The following is a 12,200-nucleotide window of genomic DNA, read 5'->3' as shown; positions in this document are numbered from 1 at the left end:
GATCGATGCCATGCTCGATACCGTCGACACGGAGTTGCGTACGCGCTATCCGGGGACGGATGGGCGGGCGCAGCCGATCCACACCGCCTATGTGCCGGCCGACCGGATCATGGAGGACACCCCGAGCACCTGGGGCGCGGCGGCTGTCGAGTTGCTCGATCGCCACCACGACCTGCTGGCCGAGCTGGATTCGACGGGTTCGCTACCCGACGTGCGCAAGCGGCTGGCGCAGGATCCGATTCAGGATCTGCGCATCGACTTCGAAGACGGTTACGGCTTCCGCACGGACGCGGAGGAGGACGAGGCGGCCAGTGCCGCGGGAGCGGTGCTCGCTACCTGGGCCTATACGCCGTACCGTCCGCAGAGCTACGGAATCCGGACGAAGGGTCTGGCCGTCGGCGAACGCAACCGCACCGTGCGCACCCTCGAGCTGGTGCTGGCGGCCATGGTCGACGTGCCTGCGGGTTTCGTCTTCACCGTCCCCAAAATCCGAGCCGCCGAGCAGGTCCCGGCGCTGGTCGCACTGTGTGAAGGGCTGGAGAGCGGCTACCGGCTGCGCGCGGGCACGCTGCGCTTCGAGCTGCAGATCGAGAGTCCGCAGGCGATCATCGCCGCCGACGGCACCGCGCCGATCGCCCGCATGATCGGCCTGGCCGAGGGCCGATGCAGCGCATTGCATTTCGGCACCTACGACTACACCGCCGCCTGCGGTGTCGCCGCGCCGGACCAGGCACTCGACCACCCCGCCGCGGACTACGCGAAATCGGTCATGCAGGTGGCGGCCGCGCAGACCGGCGTGTGGGTGTGCGACGGCTCCACCCAGATCGTGCCGGACACCGAGCCGGAAGCGGCGCTGCGCAATCACCACCGCCTGGTCGGCCGGTCGCTGCGCCGCGGCTACTACCAGGGCTGGGACATGCACCCCGGTCACCTGGTCACCCGCTGGCTGGCGACTTACGACTTCTTCCGGCAGGCGATCGACGTGGCCGTGCCGCGGTTGCAGGCCTACCTGGACCGCCGCTCGGGCGGGGTCATGGATGAACCGGCCACCGCGGAAGCGTTGGCGGCCACCGTCTTACGCGGCGTGGAATGTGGCGCCCGGACCGCCGAAGACCTCGCCGCCCGAGCGCCCGAATTGTCACCGGCGGTATTGCGTGCCTTGGTCACGCGAGCGCCGATTCCGCAGGAGGTACGGTCATGACCGCCGAAATCGTCACCGGCGGCGGGAAATCCGCGCCGCAGGTGCGCGTCCATCCCACGGGCAGCGCGGCACCCGCCGCGGACTTCACCCTGCTGCCCGACCTGGCCGTTCGCCCGCTCGGCGGTTCGGTGATCTGGGCGAACGACGAATTCTTCGCGGAGAAGGAGAATTTGATCAACCCGGGTCCGGCCGAGTACCAGCCGGCGACCTTCGGGCACAAGGGCCAGGTCTACGACGGCTGGGAAACCCGCAGGCACCGCGGCCGTCCCGGCGACGACTTCGCCATCGTGCGGCTCGGCGTGCCCGGCGTGATCCGCGGCGTCGTGGTCGACACCGCCTGGTTCAAGGGCAACTATCCGCCCGCGGTCTCGGTGGCCGCGCTGGAGGTCGCCGACTATCCGTCCGCGGAAAGCATTGCCGCCCGCGACGATTGGGAAACGCTGATCGACCACGCGCCAGTGGCCGGGGACAGCCGCAATCCGTTCGCCGTCGCGAGCGAACGGCGGTGGACCCACGTCAAACTCACCATGCACCCCGACGGCGGGGTGGCGCGGCTGCGGGTGCACGGCGAGGGCAGCCCCGACCCCCGGCTGCTGGGGCTCGGCCCGCTCGATCTGGCGGCGCTGGAAAACGGTGCGCTGGTGCTCGATTGCTCCAACCGCTTCTACAGTTCGCCGAATCAGCTGCTGTATCCCGGGTTGGCCCGGCGGATGGGCGACGGCTGGGAGACCGCGCGCCGCCGCGACGACGGCAACGACTGGGTGCGGATCCGGCTCGCCGGGCCCGGCCTGATCCGGCTCGCCGAGATCGACACCTCGTACTTCCTCGGCAACAGTCCCGGCGCGGCGCGCCTGACCGGGCGCACCAACGACGGCACCGAGCTCGAATTGCTGCCGCGCACCGATCTTTTGCCCGACACCAGGCACCAGTTCGCCATCGCGCCGATGGCGGCGTCGGTGGAGGAGGTGCGGTTGGACATCTACCCCGACGGTGGTCTCGCCCGGCTGCGGCTGTTCGGCGAGCTCGGCGGATGAGCGAGCCGGTCGCGCCGAGCCGCGACTTCCTCGGCTACGGCCCGACACCGCCCGATCCGCAGTGGCCCGGCGATGCGCGGATCGCCGTCCAGTTCGTGCTGAACTACGAGGAGGGCGGCGAGCTCAACGTGCTCGACGGCGACGAGCACTCGGAGACCTTCCTCTCGGAAATGACGCCGGCGCAGGCTTTTCCGAACCGGCACATGAGCATGGAGTCGCTCTACGAGTACGGCTCCCGCGCCGGGCTGTGGCGCGTGCTGCGCGTTTTCGAGCGCCGCGGCCTGCCGCTGACCATTTTCGCTGTCGCCCACGCTCTGCGGCGAAACCCGGAGGCGGTAGCCGCTTTTCGCGAACTCGGCCACGAGATCGCCTGTCACGGCTTGCGCTGGAAGTCCTACCAGCTGACCGACCGTGACACCGAACGCGCGGAAATGGCCGAGGCGGTGCGCATCCTCACCGAACTCACCGGTGCGGCACCGCTGGGCTGGTACACCGGGCGCGACTCCCCGAACACCCGGGAGCTGGTGGTCGAGCACGGCGGCTTCGTCTACGACGCGGACTCCTACGCCGACGACCTGCCCTACTGGGTCACCGTGCACGGCCGAGACCACCTGGTGGTGCCGTACACGCTGGACACCAACGACATGCGGTTCGCCTCGGCCGCGGGCTTTGCCACCGGCGAGCAGTTCTTCGCGCACCTGCGCGACGCCTTCGATGTGCTGTATCGCGAAGGCGCGCAGGGCAGTCCGAAGATGCTGTCGATCGGCTTGCACTGCCGCATCGTCGGCCGCCCGGCCAGGACCGCCGCGCTGGAACGCTTCCTGGACCACGTGCAGTCGCACGACAAGGTATGGATCACCCGCCGCATCGATATCGCCGAGCATTGGCGCCGGGTCCATCCGGCGCGGACCGGCTGACTTCCGCGCCGGGTCGGACGAGGCAACATAATTCGGGTCATGCGTAGCGAGGGGCTCGCCGATTAAGGTTCGGCCGTCTACCCGATGCACGAGGAGTTCGAATGTTCGCAGTACGTGGATTCGCCGCCGCCGCCATCATCGGTGCCGCCACCCTGATCGGCGCCGGATCGGCCGCCGCGGCGCCGTTGCCGCTCGAGCCGCACGCGCCCCAGGTCGAGACCGTTCAGGGCACCTGCGGCGGCGTCCCCCACCCGTTCGCCCTGCTGGTCTGCATGATCAGCAGCCTGTCCGGCTAGCGGGCGGCCCGCCGCTGGGCAGCTGATCGCTGCGCCGACTCGGTTATGCGGCAACACAATTCGAGTCGTGCAATGCTTGTGCGCGCCGACAGGTTCGGCGTCCAGCTGATGCATGAGGAGTTCGAATGTTCGCAGTACGTGGAATTGTCGCCGCCGCCCTGGTCGGCGCGGCAACCCTGATCGGCAGCGGAGCGGCCACGGCGGCCCCGCTGCCGCTGGGCGAGTACACCCCGGTCGAGTCGGTCGCCAAGAGCTGCGAGGGCGTCATCCACCCGCTCGCGGTAATGATGTGCACGCTCACCAGCCTGTCCGGCTAGCCGAAATGCGCGGCCGGCGGGGGACCGGCCGCGCAGTTCCGCGGGGGGATCAGCCGAACAGGCCACGCACGAACGGCACCGAATCCCGCAGCGACGCGTTCACCGCGCCGCTGTGGTCCTCCGGGTAGGTGTGCAATCGCACCGGCTGCCCGTTCGCCTGCAATACGGCGGCGAATCGCAGCGTCTCCGGCGTGATGACGTCGGTGTCGCGCAGTCCCTGGCCCAGGAATACCGGCTTGTCGTAGCCGGATTCGGGCAGCCCGAGGTAGCGGGTGAGCAGTCCGTGCAGGTCGGGGATCTGGTTGAGCGGCTTACTGAACAGGTTGCCGAGCACCACGCCCGCGGCCGCGAGCTCGTCGCCGAGCGGTACCAGGCAGTCCTCGCGCGCCTTGGCCAGCCACGAGCGGCCCGCGTCGGTGAGGAACGACTCGATGTTCAGCTCCGGGTAGGTGGTGCGCAGCCCGTTGAGGATGTAGAGCGTGTAGCCCGTGGAGTGCGGGCTCAGCTTCACCGGCGGCATGCCCGGGCCGAGCGGAGTCAGGATGTCCTCGATATACGCGGGTACGCCGGTGCCGACCGCGCCGCGGTAGTCGAGCTCCGGACCGCCGAATTCAGTGGCGTAGCGCGCGGTATAGACGGCCGCGCCGCCACCCTGGGACTGGCCGACGACCACCCACTTCTTGGCGAGCGACGGATACTGCGCGGTGGCCGCCCGGACCGCGTCGACGACATTGTGCGCCTCCACGATCCCGTTGAGATACGGATGCTCACCCGGGGTGCCGAGCCCGGCGTAATCGGCGGCGACGATCGCGTAGCCCTGCTGTAGCCACGTTCCGAGATAGGCCCAGTCGCGTTCGACCGCCCCGGGCCCCGCGACGCTGTACGCGCAATTGTCGCCGAGGCCGACGGTGCCGTGGGCCCAGGCGATCACCGGCCAGCCGCCCGCCGGTGGCTCGCCCGGTGGGAAGTAGACGGCCGCGCTCGCCGTGGCGGGCACATCGTTCGCGGTGGTCGAGCTGTACAGCAGGCGGGCCGAGTTCACCGAGCCCGGCAGGGTCGCGGCCGGGGTCAGCGGGGCGACCGACTCGACCGTGCCAGCGGGCGCCGCTGTCGCGACCGGCAGATTCAGCAGGCCTGCGGTGCAGGCGAGGGTGAACGCAGCGGCTAGGACCGATTTCCGCATGGGGACTCCTGTTCGGGTGCGCAGCCCTGTCGGTTGTCCAGGCAGTGCTGCCGTTCGCGACGCCAGGGCGCCGGACGCATGTCCAAGTTCGGATTCGCCTCAGTCTGCCCGACGCCGCGCGCCCGGCCCAGGCGAGGGTGGCGTGGCCCACATGGGCGGCACCCGCCCGGACTTGTGAACGTCCTCACAACCCGGAATGCCGCGCCCGGTCGACGACCGATGTGCCGCCGATCTCTAACAGTACGAGCGTTACGCTAAAACCGCACGTCAGGGCTACCAGCCGGTAGGTTCACCGTTTGCAATTAGCCCGCTAATTTCGCAAAGTTAGCAAACCGGGATCGAAACCTAGCTTAGATTCGCATTAGCAACAGGTAGACGGCCATTTCGCATTGTGCAATCGTGTGGAAGTACACCCCATGGGCCTAGCAAGCCTGCAAATTGCCGCTCCAGCAGTTCGAGCTGTTTCACTGCTCGGCCGTGGGGCAATCGACTTAAAACGAGGAAGTGGAGTCAGAGATGTCGAACGCCGGCACCCCGAAGACCGCTGCGGAAATCCAGCAGGACTGGGACACCAACCCCCGCTGGAAGGGCGTCACCCGTAACTACACCGCCGAGCAGGTGTCGAAGCTCCAGGGCACCGTCGTCGAAGAGGCCACCCTCGCTCGCCGCGGTTCGGAGATCCTCTGGGATCTCGTGAACAACGAGGACTACATCAACTCGCTGGGCGCCCTCACCGGTAACCAGGCGGTTCAGCAGGTCCGCGCCGGCCTGAAGGCCATCTACCTGTCCGGTTGGCAGGTCGCCGGTGACGCGAACCTGTCCGGCCACACCTACCCGGACCAGTCGCTGTACCCCGCGAACTCGGTGCCGTCGGTGGTGCGCCGCATCAACAACGCGCTGCTGCGCGCCGACGAGATCGCCAAGGTCGAGGGTGACACCTCGGTCAGCAACTGGCTGGCGCCGATCGTCGCCGACGCCGAGGCCGGCTTCGGTGGCGCGCTGAACGCCTACGAGCTGCAGAAGGCCATGATCGCCGCCGGTGCCGCCGGTGTGCACTGGGAAGACCAGCTGGCCTCGGAGAAGAAGTGCGGCCACCTCGGTGGCAAGGTGCTGATCCCCACCCAGCAGCACATCCGCACCCTGACCTCCGCGCGCCTGGCCGCCGACGTCGCCGACGTGCCGTCGGTGATCATCGCCCGCACCGACGCCGAGGCCGCCACCCTGATCACCTCCGACGTGGACGAGCGCGACCGGGAGTTCCTGGACGGGACCCGCACCGCCGAGGGCTTCTTCGGTGTGAAGAACGGCATCGAGCCCTGCATCGCGCGGGCCAAGGCCTACGCCCCCTACGCCGACCTCATCTGGATGGAGACCGGCGTGCCGGACCTCGAGGTCGCGCGCAAGTTCGCCGAGTCGGTGCGCAGCGAGTTCCCGGACCAGCTGCTGGCCTACAACTGCTCGCCCTCCTTCAACTGGAAGGCGCACCTGGACGACGCGACCATCGCGAAGTTCCAGCGTGAGCTCGGCGCGATGGGCTTCAAGTTCCAGTTCATCACCCTGGCCGGCTTCCACTCGCTCAACTACGGCATGTTCGACCTGGCTTACGGCTACGCCCGTGAGGGCATGACCGCCTTCGTCGACCTGCAGGAGCGCGAGTTCAAGGCCGCTACCGAGCGTGGCTTCACCGCCATCAAGCACCAGCGTGAGGTCGGTGCCGGCTACTTCGACACCATCGCCACCACGGTCGACCCGAACACGTCCACCGCGGCGCTGAAGGGCTCCACCGAAGAGGGCCAGTTCCACTGAGCCACTCGTGATTCGCTCAGGGAATGAGGTTCCCGACGTGAATACCGATAACCCCCTGTAGGGGTGTACCGCCCTCCCCGCCTGAACAGCCCCGGCGGGGAGGGCATCCCTATACCTTGGACCATCGAAGGGCCGCTCACACCAGAGCACACCCCTTCCAGCCACCGACTAGCCAGACCAACAGCAGGAGCGGGACGTGAGCAGCGAGAAGATTCAACGCGTCGGTGTCATCGGCGCCGGACAAATGGGTGCCGGAATCGCGGAGGTGTGTGCCAGGGCGCACGTCGACGTGCTCGTCTTCGAACAGACCAGGGAATTGGCCGCCGCGGGTCGTGCCCGCATCCTTCGTTCGCTGGACCGCGGCGTCAGCAGCGGCAAGATCACCGAGCGGGAACGCGAGCAGGCCGCCTGGCGACTGCGGTTCACCTCCGACCTCAACGACTTCGCCGACCGCCAGTTGGTGGTCGAGGCGGTGCTCGAGGACGAGAAGGTGAAGACCGCCATCTTCGCCGAGCTGGACAAGGTCGTCACCGACCCGTCCGCGGTGCTGGCCTCCAACACCTCCTCCATCCCGATCATGAAGATCGCCGTCGCCACCACCCAGCCCGAGCGCGTGGTCGGCATGCACTTCTTCAACCCGGTGCCGGTGCTGCCGCTGGTCGAGCTGGTCACCACGCTGAAGACCAGCGAGGCCGTGTCCAAGCGGGCCGAGGCATTCGCCGGTGATGTGCTGGACAAGCAGGTCGTGCGCTCCGCCGACCGCTCCGGCTTCGTGGTGAACGCGCTGCTGGTGCCGTACCTGCTCTCGGCCATCCGGATGGTCGAGTCCGGCTTCGCCACCAAGGACGACGTCGACAAGGCGATGGTGCTCGGCTGCGCGCACCCGATGGGCCCGCTGGCGCTGACCGACCTGGTCGGCCTGGACACCGTCAAGTCGATCGCCGACTCGATGTACCAGGAATTCAAGGAGCCGCTGTACTCGGCTCCGCCGCTGCTCATGCGTATGGTCGAAGCTGGGTTGCTCGGCAAGAAGACCGGCGCCGGTTTCTACCAGTACAACCGGGCCTGAGCTCGTTTCGATTCAACCCAGGCGCAATAGCGTGCGGCGTCCAGTCTTCGTAGTGGGCGCCGCACAGCCATCGAAGGGAGCAGCGCGCTCATGGTGAACGTGACCGACGGCTACGGGTCGAGCATTCTCGGCTATCCGCGCATCGGGCCGCATCGAGAACTCAAGCGGGCACTCGAGGCCTATTGGCGCGGTGCGATTCCCCGCGAAGAGTTGCTCGCGGTGGGCCGTGACATTCAGGAACGGCAGTTCAACGAACTCGCCGCCACCGGGTTGACCCAGGTCCCCGGCAATACCTTCTCGTTCTACGACCACGTGCTCGACAACGCGCTGATGTTCGGCGCGGTGCCCAAGCGGTTCGAGCCGTTCCGCGACGAGATGGATCCGCTGGACTTCTATTTCCTGATGGCGCGCGGCAGGCCGGATCTGCCGCCGCTGGAGTTGGTGCGGTTCTTCGGCACCAATTACCACTACCGCCAGCCGGAATTGGACGCCGACACCGAATTCTCGCTGCATCCCGAGGCGTTGCTCGACGAATTCGACCGGGCCAAGGCGCAGGGCATCGAGCTGCGACCGGTGGTGCTCGGCCCGGTGTCGCTGCTGCTGCTGTCCAAGGCGGGGCAGGTCCCCGGTGAGGACGAGTTCGACACGCTGAAGCTGCTCGACCGGCTGCTGCCTGCCTACGAGGAGCTCTTCGAGATCCTGGCCAAGCGCGGCTCCACCTGCGTGCAGCTGGACGAGCCCGCGTTCACCAGTGAGCGCACGCCCGCCGAGCTGGCCGCGTTCGAGGCTGCCTACCAACGGCTTTCGAAGGCGCCGCTGCGGCCGCGCATGCTCGTCACCGGTCAGTACGGCGATTTCGGTGAGGCGCTGCGCATCCTGGCGGCCAGCAATGTCGAGGCCATCGGGCTCGACCTGGCCAGCTACCGCATCCGGCCGGAGGAGCTCGCGGAGATTCCGGGCATTCGCCGGAAGCGCCTGTACGCCGGGGTGATCAGCGGTCAGAACGTCTGGCGCGCCGACCGTTACGTCACGCTCGAGTACCTCAACCAGCTCGCACAGGTGTGCCCGGACCTGGTCGTGTCAACCGGCACCACGCTGCTGCACGTGCCCTACGACCTGCTCATCGAGTACGACATCCTCGGTAATGTCGCAGACCGGCTCGCCTTCGCGAAACAGAAGGTGGGCGAGGTGGTTTCGCTCGCCAAGGCGCTCACCGACGGCCCGTCGGACAGCTGGCGCAAGCGACCGACCGAGGTGCACTTCAAGCAGAAACACGCGGTGCGCCAACGGGTTTACGCGGTCACGCCGGATATGCGGGCGCGCGAGCCGTACGCGGTGCGCCGGGAGGCCCAGCAGGCCAAGCTGAATCTGCCGCCGGTGCCGGCGACCACGCTCGGTTCCTTCCCGCAGACCAACAAGATTCGGCAGGCCCGCTACGAACTGGGCCAGGGCCGGTTGTCCTTCGACGACTACAAGAAGCGGATCGAAGCCGAGATCGAGGCGACGATCCGGCTGCAGGAGGACATCGGGCTCGACGTGCTGGTGCACGGCGAGCACGAGCGCAACGACATGATCCAGTACTTCGCCGAGCTGCTCGACGGCTTCGCGACCACCCACTTCGGCTGGGTGCAGGTGTACGGATCGCGCTGCGTGCGGCCGCCGATCATCTACGGCGATGTGTCGCGGCCCGCGCCGATGTCGGTGGAGTGGATCAGCTACGCCCAGTCGTTGACCGACAAGCCGGTCAAGGGCATGGTCACCGGTCCGGTCACCATGCTCGCGCGCTCCTTCGTCCGGCAGGACCTGCCGCTGCACGAGACCGCGGATCAGGTGGCGCTGGCCATCCGGGACGAGGTGGTGGACCTGGAACGGGCCGGCATCGCGATCATCCAGGTCGACGAGCCCGCGCTGCGGGAGATGCTGCCGCTGCGGCCCGAGGGGCGGGCGGAGTACCTGCGCTGGGCGGTCGGCGCGTTCCGGCTGGCCACCTCCGGGGTGAAGCCGGAAACCCAGATCCACACGCACATCGGCTATTCCGGCCGCGCCGAGGTGGTCGAGGCGATCGAGGAACTCGACTGCGACGTCACCGCGATCGTGGCTACCCGCTCGATCGACTGGGTGGTCAAGGCGCTCAAGGCGGACAGCGGCACCGACCACGGGCTGAGCCACGGTGTCGGTCCCGGTGTCTACGAGAGCCGCTCGGCGCGGATCCCGGACATCGACGAGCTGGACGAACTGCTCACCGCCGCGGCGGAAGCCATTACGCCGGAACGACTATGGGCCAATCCGGACGGCGGGCTCAAGACCAGGCACTACTGGCAGCTCGAGCCGTCGTTGCGCAACATGGTGGCCGCGGCGCGACGGGTGCGCAGACGCGCGCTCGCGAGCGAGTAGCCGAACTACGTTGGCCGCCCCCTGTTTTCGCAGGGGGCGGTTTTCGTTGGCGGTGCGCCGGCGCTGGATCACAGATGGGCGAGCCTGCGCCGGTCATTCCTGGCCCGGGCGAGGAGTGACGTAACCCACTGGCAACCTGGCGTCGAGGAATACTCGAGGTTGCGGTAGAGTTACCCGAGGCAAGCGTTGATCTTCACGCTCCCTCTCGATCCGTCGTGGATGTCTTACCTTTCGCGTCGGCGCCTCAGCTGGGTGTCATAACACCGAACGCACGGACGGCAGTCCTGCGCAGCGCTGGGGTACACCCCGATGCCTGGAAGGCACACCCACCTCATATGACGAATCCTTCTTCGAACCCTGCCGCCACCACGTCCTTCGCCGCTCTCGGCGTCGGCGCGAAGCTGGTCGGCGCCCTGACGGCGAGCGGCATCACCGCTCCGTTCCCGATTCAGGCGGCCACCCTGCCCGACACCCTGGCCGGTCGCGACGTGCTCGCCCGCGGCAAGACGGGTAGCGGCAAGACGCTGGCCTTCTCCATCCCGATGGTCGACCGCCTCGCCGGTGGAGACCGCAAGCCGGGCCGCCGTCCCCGCGGCCTGATCCTCGCCCCGACCCGTGAGCTGGCCACCCAGATCGCCGCCGCGCTCGAGCCGATGGCCACCGCCGCGGGGCTGAAGGTGACCACCATCATGGGTGGCGTCTCCCAGCACCGGCAGGCCAAGGCCTTCTCCACCGGCGTCGACATCGTCGTCGCCTGCCCCGGCCGGCTCGAGGACCTGATGCGTCAGCGTCTGGTGTCGCTGCAGGACGTGCAGATCACCGTGCTGGACGAGGCCGACCACATGGCCGACCTCGGCTTCCTGCCCGCGGTGACCCGCATCCTCGCCTCGACCCCGAGCGGCGGCCAGCGACTGCTGTTCTCCGCGACGCTGGACAACGGCGTGAACAAGCTGGTCAAGCAGTTCATGCGCAACCCGGCCACGCACTCGGTCGACACGGCGGACTCGCCGGTGCCCGCGATGACCCATCACGTCTTCGAGGTCGGCGGCGTCGAGGCCAAGCGGATCCTGGTGGAGACGCTGGCCGCGGGCTCCGGCCGCCGCATCCTGTTCATGCGCACCAAGCACCAGGCCCGCAAGCTGGCCAAGCAGCTCACCACCGCGGGCATTCCCGCGACGGACCTGCACGGCAACCTCTCGCAGGTGGCCCGCGACCGCAACCTGGCCGCCTTCACCAACGGCTCGGCTCGCGTGCTGGTCGCGACCGATATCGCGGCGCGCGGCGTGCACGTCGACGACGTCGAGCTGGTCGTGCACGTCGATCCGCCCGCCGAGCACAAGGCTTACCTGCACCGCTCCGGGCGCACCGCCCGCGCGGGCAGCTCCGGTGATGTCGTCACCGTCGTGCTGCCCGAGCAGCGCCGCGACGTCGCGGCACTGCTGCGCAAGGCGAACATCAATGTCGCCTCGCAGCGGGTGACCGCGGACGCCGCACCGGTGACGGCGCTGGTCGGCACCGTCGCGCCGCGGGTCGCACCGAGCGCGATGCCTGTGGCGTCGACCTCCGAAGGACAGGGCAACCGCAACCGCCGTGGTGGTGGCGATCGTCGCTACAGCGCGCCTGCCGGTCAGGCCCGTAGTCGTGGCGCACGTGACGGCGCGCCCGCCGGTGGGCAGCCGCGCAGCCGGACCGCGCGCAGTACCGATGACACCGCGTCGCGCGGTGTCGCCGGTGGTCAGTCGCGTGGTCGTGGTGGGCGTGGCGGCGACGCCGCGGCACACGTCGCCGGTGGCCAGTCGCGCAGCCGGGCCGGGCGTGGCGCGAACGGCGCCACAGCCCATGGTTTCGACAACGCGGGCCGTTCCGCGGCCCGGCCGGTCCGTGGCGCCGCGCCGCGCACCCGGGCGACCCGTGAGCAGGCTCCTGCCGCGCGCGCCTAAGTTCACTAGCTGAAAGATCAAGGCCGCCTTCCCATACGGGGAG

10 protein-coding genes are annotated in these 12,200 nt (G+C 68.6%); 9 read left to right on the top strand and 1 reads right to left on the bottom strand.

The genetic code is table 11. The annotated features are described in order from the left end of the window. Positions 1-10: 10 nt before the first annotated feature. From DBO33_RS39875 to DBO33_RS39855, 5 genes are all read left to right on the top strand, one after another. On the top strand, positions 11-1,201 hold the full coding sequence (locus DBO33_RS39875; protein ID WP_107661000.1) for a DUF6986 family protein: 1,191 nt from the start codon (positions 11-13) through the stop codon (positions 1,199-1,201). After that, positions 1,198-2,235: an allantoicase gene (gene alc / locus DBO33_RS39870; RefSeq protein WP_234391295.1), complete on the top strand. Its 1,038-nt coding sequence runs from the start codon at positions 1,198-1,200 to the stop codon at positions 2,233-2,235. The genes DBO33_RS39875 and alc overlap by 4 nt, the downstream gene beginning before the upstream one ends. Continuing rightward, positions 2,232-3,152: an allantoinase PuuE gene (gene puuE, locus DBO33_RS39865; protein WP_107659632.1), complete on the top strand. Its 921-nt coding sequence runs from the start codon at positions 2,232-2,234 to the stop codon at positions 3,150-3,152. The genes alc and puuE overlap by 4 nt, the downstream gene beginning before the upstream one ends. 101 nt (positions 3,153-3,253) lie before the next feature. After that, entirely contained in the window at positions 3,254-3,448 is a 195-nt protein-coding gene (locus DBO33_RS39860; RefSeq protein ID WP_107659631.1) for a hypothetical protein, read from the top strand. A gap of 125 nt (positions 3,449-3,573) precedes the next feature. Beyond that, entirely contained in the window at positions 3,574-3,765 is a 192-nt protein-coding gene (locus DBO33_RS39855; protein ID WP_107659630.1) for a hypothetical protein, read from the top strand. Positions 3,766-3,814: 49 nt separating this feature from the next. On the opposite strand, the gene DBO33_RS39850 is transcribed toward DBO33_RS39855, so the two are convergent. After that, positions 3,815-4,948, bottom strand: a complete 1,134-nt coding sequence (locus DBO33_RS39850; RefSeq protein WP_107659629.1) for an alpha/beta hydrolase family protein — start codon at positions 4,946-4,948, stop codon at positions 3,815-3,817. Between the two features lie 516 nt (positions 4,949-5,464). Here DBO33_RS39850 and aceA point away from each other — a divergent pair. From aceA to DBO33_RS39830, 4 genes are all read left to right on the top strand, one after another. After that, positions 5,465-6,754 (top strand): isocitrate lyase, encoded by a 1,290-nt coding sequence (aceA, locus tag DBO33_RS39845; protein WP_107659628.1) that lies wholly within the window; start codon positions 5,465-5,467, stop codon positions 6,752-6,754. A 196-nt stretch (positions 6,755-6,950) separates the two neighbouring features. After that, complete coding sequence (locus DBO33_RS39840) at positions 6,951-7,823, top strand: 3-hydroxybutyryl-CoA dehydrogenase (protein WP_107659627.1); 873 nt, start codon at positions 6,951-6,953, stop codon at positions 7,821-7,823. A 90-nt stretch (positions 7,824-7,913) separates the two neighbouring features. Beyond that, entirely contained in the window at positions 7,914-10,217 is a 2,304-nt protein-coding gene (gene metE, locus DBO33_RS39835; protein WP_199856899.1) for a 5-methyltetrahydropteroyltriglutamate--homocysteine S-methyltransferase, read from the top strand. Between the two features lie 335 nt (positions 10,218-10,552). Then, positions 10,553-12,157, top strand: a complete 1,605-nt coding sequence (locus tag DBO33_RS39830; RefSeq protein WP_107659626.1) for a DEAD/DEAH box helicase — start codon at positions 10,553-10,555, stop codon at positions 12,155-12,157. The last annotated feature ends 43 nt before the right edge of the window (positions 12,158-12,200 follow it).

Source organism: Nocardia suismassiliense (assembly GCF_900269665.1).
Classification (GTDB): Bacteria; Actinomycetota; Actinomycetes; order Mycobacteriales; family Mycobacteriaceae; genus Nocardia; species Nocardia suismassiliense.
Note: the sequence above shows the minus strand (reverse complement) of the source record. Positions and strands in the feature narration are given on the sequence as shown.